Source organism: Brevibacillus sp. HB1.2 (assembly GCF_013332495.1).
Taxonomy (GTDB): domain Bacteria; phylum Bacillota; class Bacilli; order Brevibacillales; family Brevibacillaceae; genus Brevibacillus; species Brevibacillus porteri.
In genome coordinates, this window is record NZ_JABMIU010000002.1 from 476,416 (window position 1) to 492,048 (window position 15,633).

The window sequence follows — 15,633 nt, forward strand, 5'->3', positions numbered from 1 at the left end:
GCCAAGTCGACATGAAAACCGACTTGGCCTTTTGCTTGCTTTTGTATAGGCATGTTTTTCAACTGAATATCTACTCATTACCGGTGGGTCATCGAGACACTTCCATGCCCGTGCTCCTCTTCCATGACCTCCATTCCTGCACCATGATTGACGGTCCAGGTGATGACTTGGCTGGAAATGACAACGGCCAAAATGGTATACATCATCTCTTTCATTGGTACGAACCAGAACGACATGCAAAGCACAATGACGTCCAGTAAAAGAAAGACCGTACCAATGGACAATCCCGTGTACTTACTGATCAACAGGGAGAAAATATCGTCTCCACCTGTCGCAGCTCCATAGCGCAGAACCAATCCGGTACCCAGTCCGGTCAGTACACCGGCCAAGACAGACGCCAGCGGCATCATTCTGCTCATATCCATGACAATCGGTGAAAATCGTTCAAACAAATCGTAAAATACGGTAAAAGCAAGTGATGCAAAAATCGTGTCCCAAATGAACTGGCGGCCTCTTACTAACCAGGCAACCAAAAACAGTGGGATATCCAACAAAAGCATCACCATCGCTGGCGACAAGTCAAAGGCGTATTTCGCCAATAACCCCAAGCCAACAAACCCACCTTCAGACAAATGGTTCTGAAAGTTAATGTGATAATACGCAAAAGCAAGTAAACAAGCTCCAAACAAAATCATACTGTAACGCTTAGATAACTGCAGCGCTCTCCTCATCACGGTTTCCTCGCATTTTTGTCGGTTTAGGCACAGACGACCAACCGACTACCGAGGAACATCGAAAGTATAAGTCGCTACTCATACAAAGGGCCTCGCTTTCGTAGTAGGTTAGTCGCCTTCAGTGACGATCGACTACTACGAAGCTAGATGTAGGAGAGGTCAAAACGTTTCCAGATCGTCCTATGGGGACGCATGGTATCCTGATCCCTTCCATGGCTTTTCTTGTATTATATCACAAAAAAGGTGAAAAGACGATTCGAAACCGTCTTTTCACCGAGTTAAAATCGGAAAGCTTGTCCTTTTAGCTCAACTGGAATCCCTGCTGTGACAAGAAAAACTTGATTGGCAACGGCTGCGACACGTTGATTCATCAAGCCCGCCAAGTCACGGAACTTACGGCCCAACGGGTTTTGCGGGACGAGTCCATCGCCTACTTCGTTTGTCACCAGTAAAACTGTCCCTGGGTAGTCTTTTAGCTTTTTGACCAGCCTATCCACCTGCTGGAGCACTTGCTCAAACGTCTGCTCCACTCCATCATGCAACAGCCAATTGGACAGCCAAAGGATCAAGCAATCAACCAAAATCACTGTCTGCTGTTCTTGTATGTTTTTTTGTGCCCCGAGCTTCGCGAGCCACTCTGTCAATGCTTTCGGCTCCTCGATCGTTTGCCAAGGGAAGCCAGACTGCAAGCGGCGGTCTCGATGGTGCAAGATCCGCTCTTCCATTTCCTCATCCGTGATTTGTGCGGTCGCAATGTAAACACCCGAGGAGCCCAAATGAGCCGCGTATTTTTCGGCAAACGTGCTTTTTCCGCTGCGTGCTCCGCCTGTAATCAGTACGATCATGCTTCTTTCTCCTTAAACAACCTCTTATACTTGCGATTGCAAAATAATTTGCGGCAAATGATGAACAGGATGCTCCATGACAATCGGTCTGGTTCCGTATACAGCCTCTATTCTGTCACTTTGCAAGATGTCTTTTGGTGCGCCAACGCTTATCTGCTTTCCTCTGTGCAGCATCAAAATACGATCGCAGTATAGGGAGGCTAGATTCAGATCGTGCAGCACAGCGATGACCGTCACCTGCGTCGTCTTTTGCCATTTTCGCACGATGTCCATGAGTTGAATCTGGTACCCGATATCAAGGTAGGTCGTGGGTTCATCGAGCAACAGCACCTGAGGTCTTTGGATCAATGCCTTCCCCAAAGCTACCCGCTGCTTTTCCCCACCACTCAACTGATCCAGTGTGCGCTCTTCCAAATGTTCAAGACCGAGCATCTGTACGATTTCATCAATGAGCGATGCGACATCCTGCTTCTCTTCCCCTAGCCAATTTTGGTAAGGAAAGCGCCCCATTTCCAACACCTCTCGGACACGAAAGCCGACTGGCGGCAGACCCTCTTGCTCCAGAACAGCCAGTATTTTGGCAAGCTCTTTGCGTGGATAGGAATGAAGCTTTTTCTCTTGAAGCAAAATGTCTCCTGCATCTGCCTTAATGACACCTGAAATCATTTTCAGCAAGGTAGATTTTCCGCTTCCATTTGGTCCGATGATGCCAAAAAATTCTCCCTTGTCCACGCAAAAATCGATGCCGTGCAAAACAGGCGTATCCTGATACGATTTTTGCAAGTTGCGCACATTGATCATTGCAAACGTTACCTCTTCCTAAAGCGTTTATTTTGCTTCAATAAATAGGCGAAAAACGGTGCTCCCAGAAATGCTGTCACGACACCGAGCGGGATTTCTGTTGGACTCAGCAACATTCTGGCAAGAGTGTCGGCCCACAGCACGTAAATACCACCGCAGATCGCAGACATCGGCAGTAAAATACGATGGTCAGGACCAACCAGCAATCGAACGAGATGCGGTACCACCAGGCCAACGAACCCAATAATTCCCGCGATAGAAACCGCCGCTGCAGTCAGGAGGGTCGAAACGACCAGAACCACTAACTTCGTTCGATCCACATGGACGCCGAGATGCGCAGCCTGCCGCTCCCCCAACGCAAATAGGTTTAAGGAACGCGCATAGCTCACAAGCACCATTCCACCTATGACCAAGTACGGAATCAAGACGTACGTAAAGGCCCACCCTCGAAATGACAGGCTGCCCATAAGCCAGAACACGATCTCATTTACCGTCTGGTCGGATAGCGACACCATAAACGAAACGAGCGAGCCGAGAAAAGCCTGCACCACGACACCAGACAAAATCAGGGTCTCCGTTTGCAGCTTTCCTTGCGTATTCGCGAGTCCGAGTACGATCCATAAACTGAGCAATCCTGTAAGAAAAGCGACGACAGGCGTGCTCCATGCACCCAAAAAGGTGATTTGCAAGCCAAAAAGGATCAAGAAGGCTGCTCCGACAGCAGAACCCGATGCCACGCCCATCGTAAACGGATCTGCAAGCGGATTGCGCAAAACGCCCTGAAAGCCCGCTCCCGCAAGTGACAAGCAGGCGCCAATCAAGACAGCCAATACAACGCGTGGAAAACGAACCTTCATGACAATTTGCTCAGATGACTCCGGCCACGTTACGGTGATCCACTCAGACAAGCCAGGGATTTGATGGAGCAGGATGAGCCATACTTGCGAAATGGGGAGTTGTGCCGCCCCCATCGAGATGCTGATAACTATTGATGCCAGAAGGACGAGACAACTAACTCCTCCCCATATGAACAATCGTTTCTTCATTTTATTTCACCAAGTCAGGGTAAATCGCCTTGGCTACTTCGATTAAGCCTTGTGTAATACGCGGACCAGGGCGAGACAAAATATTTTGGTCCATGCCAAAGATTTGTTTTTCACGGATCGCCTTCATTTTATCCCAGCCATTGCGACTCGCGATCATATCCTCTAGCTTGATGCCCGTCTTTTCATCGGTAATTCCGCTCGCATACAAAATGACGTCTGGATCGTTTTGCAAAATCTTTTCTTCACTGATCGGATTCCACCCTTCGGTGTCGGAAGCAATGTTTGTTGCTCCAGCCAGCGTGATGAGTTCATCCATGAATTCGCCTTTTCCGACTGTCCAGCCTGGGGAAAATTCCAGATATACCTTTTTCTTCTCTTCCGGTTTTACATTTTTCACTGCTTCTTGAACGTACGCGATGTCTTTCTTCATTTGCGCGACGACTTTTTCGGCTTGTTCCTGTGTGTTCGTGATAACTCCCATCGCCAAAACATTGTTTAGGATGTCATCCATCTTTGTCGGATGGGTAATATAGACTGGCATTCCGAGAGATTTGAGCTTGTCAGCCACTGGCTTTTCCATCGAAATCCCACCGACGACCATATCCGGCGTTTGAGCGAGAATGGCTTCTTCATTTGGTTTGACAACTCCGCCAATTTTCGGTTTTGCCTTCGCCGCATCTGGATAATCATCATAGTCTGAGACAGCTACGATCCGATCTTCCAAGCCTAATGCGAACAAAATCTCTGTCTCGGCAGGTGATGTAGAGACGATTCGCTCAGGAGCTTTTGCAAAGGTTACTTCTTTTCCTGTTGCATCCTTGACGGTCAATGGATACGTTGTTTGTTTTGCAGGTTGCTCGGCCGTATTCTCTTGCGGTGCTGTCTGCGGTGCGCTTGTTTGTCCCCCTGGTGCTGGCTGGCTGTTATCGTTACCCGCACAACCTGCGAGGCTAGCCGCAACTAGTAGTGGGATCATGAATCGCAATGAACGTTTCATATGTAGAACTTCCTTTCTGCATGTCTGATTGACTGTTCCTTCCAATAAAAAAATCGACCCTTGCTTCCATTCGGAAATCAAAGGGTCGGCACCTCAGGGCAAACAGACAGGATGGTCTGCTTCCTGAAATAGGCCGATCCTTTCCGCGAAGGCAACAGGCACTAAAACAAACAGGCAGGTCTCCTGGCTTACGGCTGAGGAACGAGCCGATTTACAGTGGCGGGACCGCGTCGGATTTTCACCGACTTCCCTTTTCACCCGATCTTTTCGTTAAAAAGACGAGGCACCTATTTGCTGTTACGTTTGAAATTGTCACAGTCCATGACTCATCCTACATCATAGCATTCCTTGGATGAAAAAAGAATGACAAACACATAAGCCAATACTTTCTTGCCTGCTAAAAATGAAAAACGCCTGAACAAAAGGTTCAGGCAAATGTAAAGCTTTTGGCAGGCTATTTCCCTCGTTTGTCCAAATAATCGAGAATGCCCATGGAGCATACTTGTAAATCGAGCTTGAGTACTTCGAATACTTCGTGGTCACTGCTGATTCCTTGTGACTGTAGATGATCCGAAACTCGTTCAAATAACGTAAGAGACAGCTCATCGTATGATTGTCCAGCAACAAGCGCTGTCTTTCCTTCCGCCACAAACACGGGGAGCCACTCGCGTATTTGGCGGTACACGTCATCTACCTGCTCTGACATCCCAAAATGACCAAAGTAAATGCGACTCAGCTTGTGCGCTTCAAAACGGCTTAGAGACGCTAACATGGCATCCGGGTCAAACTGATTCGGCGAAGTAGATGGCAGCACGAGGTGTATGCCATCCTTTTTAAGCTGTGGATAGAGTACACCTGCCGTATCACCTGTGAACATGCCGCGGCTTACTGGATCGTAGATGCTGAAGTGATGATTGGCATGCCCTGGCGAATCCAGAAACTCCAATACGCAATTCTCTCCGATCTTTAGTGTATCTCCATCCCCACGAATCAAAATCCGTTCCTCGAGAACAGCCTCAATCGGATCAAACAATCGATCAAAATCATCATGATACACCGCTCTCGCGCCTGCGATCAGTCGGCTCGGATCTATGAGATGACGTGCACCTTTCGGGTGGACAACGACCTTTGCGTTCGGACAATCCTTCAGAAACAGTCCTACTCCTCCTGCATGATCCAAGTGAATGTGCGTCACGATGATGTATTTGACTTGTTCCGGCTTATAACCGAGCTTGGCGAGACCGGCCTTGATGTATGGGACGGAGGGGCTTGGTCCTGTTTCTACCAATGTGAGCTCCTCTTCCGCGATCACATACGTCCCCGTGCGTTCCGCCCAGCCCATATCGAAACCGTCTATTAAATGGATGCGTTCCCCTAAGTAAATTGGCTCTGTTGCTTGCATGTAAATACTCCTCCTTGTCAAAAGTCTCGCGTTGCCATTGTGTTGGAATATTTACACTTTACCATCTATTTTGTAGGGATTGGGGATGAATCACACAAATTCTTCATATTTTCATGATAATATGAGGGCAGCAAAATCGATTCCATTATCTGGAGGGGTGCAAAAATGGGTCAACTTTTTTCTGAATTACGACCTGAGCATGAGAAATTTATCAAGAAGCAACGGATGTTCTTTGTTGCCTCTGCTCCAATGGACACAAATGGTCACGTGAATCTTTCACCGAAAGGGTACGATTCTTTTCGCATAGTATCGCCTACCGAGGTCGCCTATTTAGACCTGACTGGAAGTGGAAACGAAACCAGCGCTCATCTGCAGGAAAATGGCAGGATTACTCTCATGTTCTGTGCGTTTGAAGGCCCCCCTCTCATCATGCGCCTATTCGGCAAAGGAACGGTTATTCTCCCAGATACGCCTCGGTGGAATGAGCTCGTAAAAGACTTTCCGCTTCTGCCCGGCGCTCGTCAAATCATTACCGTCAACATACAGGAAGTAAAGACCTCTTGCGGCTGGGCTATCCCTTTCTATTCCTATTCAAAAGAACGCGACACCCTTCAGAAATGGACCTTGGCGAAAGACGAGCAAGAACTGCTTGATTATCAAAAGGAAAACAACGTAGTAAGCATGGATGGATTGCCAACCCCATTGGGGCAAAAGCTTTTTCCCGCAGTAGGTGGGGATAACTAAAAGGAAAACGAAAAGAAGCTGCCCTCTCGCAGCTTCTTTTTTTAAATCTCTTTACTTACTCGTATAAATGACCACTGCATCTTTGAGAAACTCGGCAACACCAGGCTGTTCCTTGTCGTAATAGGCCGTGAAGCGCGGGTCTTCGACGTACATCTGGGCAACACCTGCGTGCGCATCTTTGCTGTAGCTGTCCCAATAAAAGCTCAGCCATTGACGGTGAAGATCCGCTGCTTTTTGCGCCAATTCATGAGCAGGATCACCTGTCGCAAAAGCCTGTACCAACGTCTCATGCAGTTCTTCATTCAACTTTTCAAGTGCAGCGTACTCCTGCTCGGTCATTCCTTTGATTTTCAGATTGGATTTGTCAACCTGGTCACTTCCATATTTTGAGCGAATTTCTTCTCCGTACTGGGCCTCGTTGTCGTCAATCAACTTTTGCTTGAAGCCTTCAAATTTTTGTTTGTCACTCATCGTTTTGGTCCCCTCTCTTTGTGCTAATGTCAAATCGACATTGGCGATTAACGCATCCAATTGCGTTCGTCTTTCCAGGAGCTTCTCGCGGTGCTCCCGCAGTGCCCGTTCAGCATCAAAGGTTGGTGAATCCAGGATCTCCCTAATTTCCTCCAAGCTCACCCCCAGCTCGCGGTAAAAAAGGATTTGCTGCAATCGATCAACCTCTTGCTGTCCGTAAATGCGATACCCTGACGAATTGACTCTCGCCGGCTTGAGAAGGTCAATTTCATCGTAGTATCGGAGCGTCCGGGTGCTGACACCTGCCAGGAGTCCTAGCTTTTGCACCGTATATTCCATGTTCATTCCTCCTGACAAATTGATCGTACACATTTACGGACCGTCAATGTCAAACACATTTTCATCAAAAAATTAGCGTTACTCTATTTTCATAATTTGCTAAAATATAGTGAAAGCCATACAAGGGGGGATTTCAATGCTCTATGTCTTCGGCTTCATTGTAGCGGTACTCGGTGCCGGATGGGGATTAACAGGTCTGCTTAGTCTCAAAGCGAGAGATAAACATGCCATCACCCATTACAGTGACGATGCTTATAACCAGCAAACCTTGTTCCAGATGCACAACAACCCTGACCAAGGCATGTAAAATAAAAAATGGCTGCCCGCAACTTGTGCATGGGCAGCCATCTTTGTTTCTTACAGAGCTTGGAATGTATCAGTCAATACCGGTACGATTTGCTTCTTACGGGAGACAACGCCCTTCAGAACAGCTTTGTTGTCCACCAATGTTACTTGGTACGCTTTTTCTACTGCTTGAGTTGCGCTGCCGAGAGCGATCGCAACAGAGTCGTTGTTCAAGATATCCGTTACAACAAACACGAACAAATCCAAACCTTTTTCAGCGATGTTTGCATTCATAGCTGCTTCCAGTTCGCTTTGGCGTGCGAGTACATCATTTACATCCACTGCATTTACTTGTGCGATTTCTACCTTCGCATTACCCATTTGGAACTCTTTTGCATCCAACGTGAGCAGTTGTGCGATTGTTTTGTCGCTCAGGTCTGCTCCCGCTTTGAGCATGTCCAGACCGTATGCTTGCAAATCAACACCCGCGATTTCAGCCAGCTCGTGTGCAGCAGCTACATCTTGCTCCGTGCAAGTTGGAGATTTCAACAGCAACGTATCCGAAATGATAGCAGAAAGCATCAAGCCTGCCATCTCTTTTGGAATGTCCACGCCGTTTTCTTTGTACATTTTCTTCAAAATGGTTGTGGTGCATCCAACAGGCTCTGCACGGAAGTAGAGAGGATTGCTCGTCTCAAAGTTCGCAATACGGTGATGGTCGATCACTTCTACCACTTGCACTTGCTCAATATCATTCGCGCTTTGTTGGCGCTCGTTGTGGTCTACAAGGATGACTTCATTTACTTCATTCGCCACTGTTTCTACGAGGCGTGGCTCTTTTACTTGGAAGTAATTCAACACAAATGCTGTTTCGCTGCTGATTACACCCAGGCGAACAGGCTCTACATTCGCGCCCAATTTTGTTTTCAAGTCAGCATACACAAGTGCTGAACAAATGGAATCTGTGTCTGGATTTTTATGACCGAAGATTAATTTTTTTTCCATCATCCATACTCCTTAATCGTAATTTGGCGTCAAAATTATACCATAGCTTAGAGGATATGCCCAAGATACATTATAGGTTCAAATTGGATCGTTGGAAATAAGGTTTTGAAGATCATTCGAAAATAAATGGGAGGCGAAGTGAAATGAGAGTGATTGGATACACCTGTGCAATTCATCCGAGGTAATGGTGATCGTGAAGTCGTACTCACTTTTGACGGTGAGGCTCTGACCTTGGAAATGTCCGATTCTGTGCGGGAAATCACGTCATGGGTTGCGGAGCAATTGAGCCGCTCTCATCGTGACTTTCTGGTGCAACTCCCACTTACCTACACGTTAATACGAGAGGATTACGAGGACGTCCTTTTCTGCCACGCCATTCCCACCAATGATGAAGATATTTTCACTCCCCGTACATCAGATTCAGTCGTTGCCACTTACTTTGAGGGGACACAGCAGCGAACAGTCATCTGTGGTCATACACATGTCCAATTTGAACGTCGCCTTGGCGATTTACGTATTCTCAATGCTGGAAGTGTGGGCATGCCGTTTGCCGACAAACCAGGTGCATACTGGTTACTGCTTGATGGTGATAGCTACGAACATCGCTTTACACCCTATGACGTAGAGGCAGCCGCAAAACAAATCGCTTCCACAAACTATCCGCAAGCCCAGCAATTTTCCGAAGAGAATGTCCGAAAGATACCTACGGCTCAAGAAGCAATGGAATTTTTAGAAGCCCTGGCACAAAAAAACCGACCCTTTACAGATTAATGGGTCGGTTGAGAAAGATAGCGGAATCGATTAATCGTCCCAGTCTACATCCAGTACAGCACCTGTTGTAGCGGAAATCTCCAAATCTACTTCCTGTCCTTTAGCCGTTTTCACTTCCACTTCATACACATAGTGGTTATCGTCTTCATCCAGCTTGATGGATTTGATGGTGCCGCTCACTTTAGCCAAAGCGATTTTTTTCGCTTGCTCTACACTGATTTTCACTTGTTGTTTGTTCCACTGATCGTCGTTGTCGTCATCATGATCATCGTCGTAATCGTGGTCAACTGTTTGCCACACCTCACCAGTCATCGCATCGACGTATACGTCAAATTCTTGGTGATTGTTTTTGATCTCTGCTTTGTATACGAGAAAACCGTCCTCGTCATCCAATTTCCATTCAGTAATAACGCCAGACTGTGCCTCCCGAACTTTTTTCAGTGCTTTTTCAGGCGTGATGCGCACGAGCTTCGCCCAGTTGTGTTTCACATCATCGTCGATTTGCAGGTAGACGGTAGAAGTGTTCTTTTGCGGTACGCTGTAATATTGATTGCTATGTGCAAAGGCTGTTACGCTGAGGCTCCCTACAATCAGTGCTCCTACCATGGTCATGACTACTTTTTTCATATGATCTCGCTCCTTTTTGCGACTGGTTTTGTTTGATCTCCTTTATCATAAAAAGGACAGATGAAGGAAAAAAAAGAGAGAGATTAGAAATTGATGAGAAAATAGATGAGACCTCTCACAGAATTCATGATTGCCGGTGAGCCACAGCGATTAACAAAAAGAGCGAGTGTTTTCTACTAGCAAAAACGATCCATTTCGGCTGTAAATCGACGCAGATGGAACACCCGCGCTTTTGCGTGCTTTCCGCTTTTATCCGTATAATAAAAGCAATCGAGAGGTCAACAGCCGACTCGATGACATACGAAAGAGAGCGTGAATGGCAGTGTAATACATATCGTTTCTAACTACTTTCAATTTTTCTTACATGAGAAGGAGAAACGATTTTTCCGTGGAATCACCACTTTTGAAAAACATCTTTTTTTGAATCTATTTTATCGTCACCATGCAAACGGTCGTCATGTCCGTTATGACCTTGGAAGTGAAAAACCCAGCACGTATCCAATTGACTACACAAGCAACCCAAGCTATCTCTTATGCCTATACGGAATCAGACAATCGGAAATGAAAAAAAGCACTCTACTAATCTTGTAGAGTGCTTCTTATATTGTTTAGAGAAAATAAAGTATTAGACTGGCCTGGTTTATTGAGCTATCTATCGTATCCATAAATCGTTTATTGATGACTGATACATCATTTCAGGCCTCTTATTCACGAACCAAAATTATTATTCATTCCGAAGAATCTTTCTGTATTCAACACCGTGAATATGTATAAGTATTTTTCGCTTTTCTAATCCTTCAAAAAAATTCAACATATCACCAAATGGATTTTCAAAATATTGAATTAAGTGTTTAAAATTCTCAGTTGTTTTCAAGAAGTCATAAAAAAAGGAGGGATCCACATTTCCAATATCGTCTGTATTCCCGAGGGAAACCTCCAGTTTTTGTCCAGTATCTAAGTTTTCAAACATGCAATGCTCTCCATGAACATCAAAGTACCAATTACCGGTTAAATGTTCTTCATCGTTTAGTAATTCCGCATTTGAAAGTAAGTAGTAACTTCCTTTTATTATCTCTGATTTTTCAGGCTGGTTCGTTTCCAATATTAATTTGTCAATGAGTTCTTGCGCAATTACTTTATAAGCGTCCATTGCGGCCAATAATTCATCCACCGTTTCTTTAGTTAGCGAGTTCATAAATTACCGCCTTCTATGCTATTTATATTTTTCAGTTAACGTTTTCTTTAAAGCGTTTCTTAACAACTCACCCTGCCAATATGCTTCCTTGCAATTTCGTAGAACGTTCTGTTATTCAGGACGTCCGACGTACAAAAGATATATCCAACTTGATCCGCACCTTTGCCAAAAACTCTGCCAGTCCCAAGGTCTGCAAGCCTGCATTGTGAACTTAGTGTTATGTGGGGTTTCGGGCCTTTTTTCACTTTTCAAACTGGCGTAGTGGTTGTCCGACTATCTCTGAGTATTACTTCAAGAACATGCATTCAGGAAACTTATTGAGCTATCCTGCTCGTGAGCAAAGGCTGCCGATCGTTCGCGGGTGTTACTACTATCGAAGGTGGTAAGCCTTATGTGTACTTTAAAGAAAAAGAGTTTTGATAAAATTTTGCACCCTCATCAGCATGTTCTCCTGCTTCATTTTTACCGCCAACCCCATTCCAAACCACGCTATCCTGCCGTTGAATAACTGGCGCCAGTCTAACACTTTATTTTTACGGAACATATATGTTTACGATAAACCATTCATTGAAAAAGGAGTAAAAGGGAAAGATTCACTTGCAAAAGCACTGGAGCAAAAGGCGCTTGTATGGAATGATTCTCAGAATGAGCAGTAGTAAATTTCTATTTTCCGAGATTGTTCTTAATGGCTTCCAATCCAGCGATTTCTCCCAGGAAGAACGTATCGCCCGCGAGTGTATCCATCGTGTAAACATGGTTGTTTTTCACTGCTTTGAGGTTTTTCCAGACAGGATGATCCTTCCAGATATGAATCAACCCTTCCGGCTCCTCTGCTTTCGCCGAACGACGGTTCTCAGCAATAAAGATATGATCAGGAGCGAGCTCACTCAACGCCTCAATTCCGATACGCCCCCCAATCTTGCCATCCTCGGGCAATCCTGCTATCGGTGTTAGTCCCACTTCCTCATAGTAAATCGGAAAGTTTTTGGGATGCATCACTGTAAAATCCTTACCATTGGAAACGAGGAATAGCGCCGTTTCTCCTTTATGCTTGTCTGCTGCTGCTTTTGCTTCGTTTTTCAGCTGATCAAAATCGGCCAAAACTTGCTTCGCCTTTTCTTCTTTGCCAATCACTTCAGCTATTTTCATGAGCCGGGTGGGTGCATCCACTGAGAAATCAATGACGATGGAATTAGCCATTTTGTTGAATTCCTCATATCTGGAGCCTTTTCCGGTGCTTGTCATGACAATAGCCTCTGGGTCCATCTCCAACAAGGTCTCCAAATTCGTTTTTCCCCCCAAATCCTTCACCGTTTTCCCTTCTGCATACTTCGCAAAAATGGGTGATTTACTTTTCGTCGACTCAAAGCCTTCCGATACAATCGGAGCAAAATCTAGCACGAGGAAGTAATCTGTTCCCATGATATCGACAGAAGCGACACGCTCCGGCTTCTTCTCCAGTGTGACTTCCCCCATCGCATGCTTGATGGTTCTCGGATATACAGGCTCCCCTGTCCCTTTTGTATCGGGCTGTGCTGCTCCCGCCTTAGCCGTTTGTGCTTTATTATTAGCGTTTGTGTCTGTAGTCACCTGTCCTGCTCCGCACCCCGCCACGACGGCTGTAGCTATGATTACGGACAGAATACCTGATAATTTCTTTTTCATATCGATTGAACTCCTTTTTTCATCTCCTGATTTCAAACGTGTCTTACCCTTTTGTCCGGATCAACAAATACAGAAAATAAGGCCCCCCAATGAGGGAAATGACAATACCCGCTGGTACTTCTGTAGCTGGCATGATGCTTCGCCCTATCGTATCCCCGGCCAATACGAGCAATGAACCGACGAGCGCCGTAATGGGCAGCATGTATTGATGCTGGGGTCCGACCAATCTGCGCGCGATATGCGGGCCAAGCAAGCCGATAAACCCTATGCCTCCGCCTGTCGCAACACTCGACGCAGCCAGACCAACCGCTCCCGCCATCAAGGCCAGTCGCTCGCGTTGAAGAGATACGCCCAGACTTGCTGCAATTTGTTCGTTCATACTGAGCAGGTTCAGCACTTTTGCCTTCCGATACACGTACGGCAGCAGGATCACCATCCACGGCATAAGTGCCAGCACGAACTTCCAATTGGAACCCCACAATGATCCCATTTGCCAAGTGACGACAAACTCGAGGTTTCGCGGATTCAACTGAAGTGTCAAAATTATGCTGATGGCACTAAGTCCCGCCCCTACTGCAATCCCTGTAAGCAAGAGACGGGTAGGAGATATGCCGCACCCCTTCTTGTATGCAAGCATATAGATGATGGCTGCTGTGACAGTGGCACCGATGAGTGCGAGAAACGGCATCAAAAAAGGCGGAGCCATGTTCGTCGCAGGATAAAGAGAGACGAACAACAAGACGGCCAATCCAGCACCTGAACTGATTCCAAGAATGCCGGGGTCAGACAGACCATTGCGAGAGATTCCTTGCAAAATCGCTCCCGATACAGCCAGCCCAGCCCCAATCATGACCGCAATCACCATGCGAGGAAGCCTCAGCTCAAACAACACGAGATTCTGCTTTTTCGACCCCTCCCCCAGCAACGTCTGCAACACCTCAATCGGCCCAATACTGTACGGTCCCGTGTTCAAACTCAAGACAAACCCGACAATCAAAAGTACCGCGAAAAGAAGGATCAGTCGGACACTACGGCTTTTTCTTTTTTGGGAAAATAGATCGATGTCCACTACCACTCCCTCCTTTCCTTACGTGCCAGGTACAGGAAAAAAGGGACTCCGATGACAGCGATAATGGCGCCAAGCGGTGTCTCGTAGGGCATCGCTATCATTTTGGCTCCGATATCTGCAAAAACAACCAAAACGCCTCCCATAACTGCCGAACAAGGAATAATCCAGCGGTAATCAACCCCGACCAGAAAACGAACGATATGTGGGACGACGAGACCGACAAATCCAACACCGCCAACCGTTGAGACCGAAGCACCTGCCAGCACCATGACGACAACCGCCGACAACCCCTTCACCAGCCTAGTCTTTTGTCCGAGTCCTGCTGCGATCTCTTCTCCCAGACTCAAAATGGTAATGGAGCGAGATAAGATCATGGCCACAATGATTCCTCCCACAATCCATGGCATCATGACGGATACTTGAAACCACTCCGCTGTAGAGATCCCCCCTGCTGACCAGAATGCCAGATCGTAGTTGATCTGAAAGAGGAGGGAAATCGCCTGACTAATCCCTGATAGGATTGAGCTGACGACTGCCCCTGCCAACGCGAGCCGCAAGGGGGTCAAACCGTTTTTGGAAAAATAGGCCAGTCCATAAACAAGCCCTACCCCCAAACCCGCTCCGATAAAAGAAAAGAGAATAATAGACTCAAAAGGGAGTCCTGGTGCAAAAGCAAAAACGAGTACGAGCACGAATCCAGCCCCTGCATTAATGCCCATCAAGCCCGTATCGGCAATCGGATTTCTCGTGACTCCTTGCATAATGGCTCCCGCTACGGCAAAAGCAGCTCCTATCAGCGCTCCTGCCAAGGCACGGGGCATTCGCAGTGTTTGAATAATGACGTGATGCTCGTTGCTAGAATCATAGTGAAAAATCGAGTTCCAAACGGTGGAAAACGAGATGTTAGCCACTCCCGTGATAATGGATGAACCTAGTCCGAACAAGATGGCGCAAATCCCCGCAACAATCAACACGGTCGCCATCCACGGCCTAGTTCGAAGCGAAGCATTTTTAGTGATCGGCTGTGACAGTGACATTTCCCTTCTTATCCTCCAGAGCAACGTTCGAATGAATCACGGTCAGCTTGTCGTTTGCAGCCGTTCTCGCTCGTGCTTCCGGGATGACCTCCGGAAAGCCAAGCTGAAGCATTCCTACGAGTTTTTCCTCCGCACGTACTCCTACCGCTTGCAAAAATCCTGCTTGATACGTGAACGGTTCCGTTTTCCAAACGACGCCCAGTCCCCGCTCCCACGCCGCCAGTTGAAAGTTTTGAATCAAGGTGCAGGCTGCCGCATAGTCCTCTTCCCGTTCTCTTTGCCGAGAGTCTTCATTTACGATAACGAATAGATAAGCCGGGACGCGTAAGAGTAATTCCGGATCTCTTTTTTTCATGGCGTTTTGAAGAATAGCATCGACGACAATCCGCTTGCCTTCCTCCCTATACAGAACGAATCGCCAAGGCTCCCGCAGTCCGTGGTTAGGTGCCCAAATAGCTACATCCAGCAACTCACGAATCAGTTCCAGTGGAATCGGGTCTGGTTTGAATTTCTTTATGGTTCTGCGGTCACGGATCGCTTGTGCAATCGGATACAATGGTGACTTCATCTCGTTCCCTCCAACAATAGTGATACTCATTC

At 46.8% G+C, this 15,633-nt stretch carries 17 protein-coding genes and 1 riboswitch; of the genes, 3 read left to right on the forward strand and 14 right to left on the reverse strand.

The window, feature by feature from the left end:
• Nucleotides 1-77: 77 nt before the first annotated feature.
• From HPY28_RS07230 to HPY28_RS07255, 6 genes are all read right to left on the reverse strand, one after another.
• Entirely contained in the window at nt 78-734 is a 657-nt protein-coding gene (locus tag HPY28_RS07230) for a YitT family protein (protein WP_017250233.1), read from the reverse strand.
• 278 nt (nt 735-1,012) lie between these two features.
• The gene (cobU, locus tag HPY28_RS07235; RefSeq protein WP_174230298.1) at nt 1,013-1,579 is read right to left on the reverse strand and encodes a bifunctional adenosylcobinamide kinase/adenosylcobinamide-phosphate guanylyltransferase; all 567 of its coding nucleotides are present in this window, start codon (nt 1,577-1,579) and stop codon (nt 1,013-1,015) included.
• A 24-nt stretch (nt 1,580-1,603) separates the two neighbouring features.
• Nucleotides 1,604-2,380, reverse strand: coding sequence for a heme ABC transporter ATP-binding protein (locus tag HPY28_RS07240; RefSeq protein ID WP_173622236.1), 777 nt, complete (start codon nt 2,378-2,380; stop codon nt 1,604-1,606).
• Nucleotides 2,381-2,388: 8 nt separating this feature from the next.
• On the reverse strand, nt 2,389-3,426 hold the full coding sequence (locus HPY28_RS07245; protein ID WP_106836560.1) for a FecCD family ABC transporter permease: 1,038 nt from the start codon (nt 3,424-3,426) through the stop codon (nt 2,389-2,391).
• A 1-nt stretch (nt 3,427) separates the two neighbouring features.
• Nucleotides 3,428-4,423: an ABC transporter substrate-binding protein gene (locus tag HPY28_RS07250; protein WP_174230299.1), complete on the reverse strand. Its 996-nt coding sequence runs from the start codon at nt 4,421-4,423 to the stop codon at nt 3,428-3,430.
• 156 nt (nt 4,424-4,579) lie between these two features.
• A riboswitch (cobalamin riboswitch) is annotated at nt 4,580-4,729 on the reverse strand.
• A 148-nt stretch (nt 4,730-4,877) separates the two neighbouring features.
• Nucleotides 4,878-5,825, reverse strand: a complete 948-nt coding sequence (locus HPY28_RS07255; protein ID WP_017250238.1) for an MBL fold metallo-hydrolase — start codon at nt 5,823-5,825, stop codon at nt 4,878-4,880.
• A 165-nt stretch (nt 5,826-5,990) separates the two neighbouring features.
• Here HPY28_RS07255 and HPY28_RS07260 point away from each other — a divergent pair, with 165 nt between their 5' ends.
• Nucleotides 5,991-6,569 carry a pyridoxamine 5'-phosphate oxidase family protein gene (locus HPY28_RS07260; protein ID WP_017250239.1) on the forward strand — a complete coding sequence of 193 codons (579 nt, stop codon included), beginning with the start codon at nt 5,991-5,993 and terminating at the stop codon, nt 6,567-6,569.
• A gap of 51 nt (nt 6,570-6,620) precedes the next feature.
• Here HPY28_RS07260 and HPY28_RS07265 read toward each other — a convergent pair whose 3' ends face one another.
• Nucleotides 6,621-7,379 carry a MerR family transcriptional regulator gene (locus HPY28_RS07265; protein WP_174230300.1) on the reverse strand — a complete coding sequence of 253 codons (759 nt, stop codon included), beginning with the start codon at nt 7,377-7,379 and terminating at the stop codon, nt 6,621-6,623.
• 136 nt (nt 7,380-7,515) lie between these two features.
• On the opposite strand from HPY28_RS07265, the gene HPY28_RS07270 reads away from it, so the two are divergent.
• Nucleotides 7,516-7,686, forward strand: a complete 171-nt coding sequence (locus tag HPY28_RS07270; RefSeq protein WP_017250241.1) for a hypothetical protein — start codon at nt 7,516-7,518, stop codon at nt 7,684-7,686.
• 50 nt (nt 7,687-7,736) lie between these two features.
• Here the strand turns inward: HPY28_RS07270 and HPY28_RS07275 are convergent, their stop codons facing one another.
• Nucleotides 7,737-8,669, reverse strand: a complete 933-nt coding sequence (locus HPY28_RS07275; protein WP_069851266.1) for a manganese-dependent inorganic pyrophosphatase — start codon at nt 8,667-8,669, stop codon at nt 7,737-7,739.
• 165 nt (nt 8,670-8,834) lie between these two features.
• Here HPY28_RS07275 and HPY28_RS07280 point away from each other — a divergent pair, with 165 nt between their 5' ends.
• Nucleotides 8,835-9,440, forward strand: coding sequence for a metallophosphoesterase family protein (locus HPY28_RS07280; RefSeq protein ID WP_371813441.1), 606 nt, complete (start codon nt 8,835-8,837; stop codon nt 9,438-9,440).
• Between the two features lie 30 nt (nt 9,441-9,470).
• On the opposite strand, the gene HPY28_RS07285 is transcribed toward HPY28_RS07280, so the two are convergent.
• The 6 genes from HPY28_RS07285 to HPY28_RS07310 form a co-directional block, all read right to left on the reverse strand.
• Nucleotides 9,471-10,067: a PepSY domain-containing protein gene (locus HPY28_RS07285; RefSeq protein WP_173622241.1), complete on the reverse strand. Its 597-nt coding sequence runs from the start codon at nt 10,065-10,067 to the stop codon at nt 9,471-9,473.
• 724 nt (nt 10,068-10,791) lie between these two features.
• Nucleotides 10,792-11,262: a DUF6896 domain-containing protein gene (locus HPY28_RS07290; RefSeq protein ID WP_017250245.1), complete on the reverse strand. Its 471-nt coding sequence runs from the start codon at nt 11,260-11,262 to the stop codon at nt 10,792-10,794.
• 663 nt (nt 11,263-11,925) lie between these two features.
• The gene (locus HPY28_RS07295; protein ID WP_174230301.1) at nt 11,926-12,927 is read right to left on the reverse strand and encodes an ABC transporter substrate-binding protein; all 1,002 of its coding nucleotides are present in this window, start codon (nt 12,925-12,927) and stop codon (nt 11,926-11,928) included.
• A 43-nt stretch (nt 12,928-12,970) separates the two neighbouring features.
• Nucleotides 12,971-13,996 carry a FecCD family ABC transporter permease gene (locus tag HPY28_RS07300; RefSeq protein WP_017250247.1) on the reverse strand — a complete coding sequence of 342 codons (1,026 nt, stop codon included), beginning with the start codon at nt 13,994-13,996 and terminating at the stop codon, nt 12,971-12,973.
• On the reverse strand, nt 13,996-15,033 hold the full coding sequence (locus tag HPY28_RS07305) for a FecCD family ABC transporter permease (protein ID WP_174230302.1): 1,038 nt from the start codon (nt 15,031-15,033) through the stop codon (nt 13,996-13,998). Before HPY28_RS07305 ends, HPY28_RS07300 begins: the two co-directional genes overlap by 1 nt.
• Entirely contained in the window at nt 15,008-15,601 is a 594-nt protein-coding gene (locus HPY28_RS07310; protein ID WP_017250249.1) for a nitroreductase family protein, read from the reverse strand. Before HPY28_RS07310 ends, HPY28_RS07305 begins: the two co-directional genes overlap by 26 nt.
• Nucleotides 15,602-15,633: the final 32 nt, after the last annotated feature.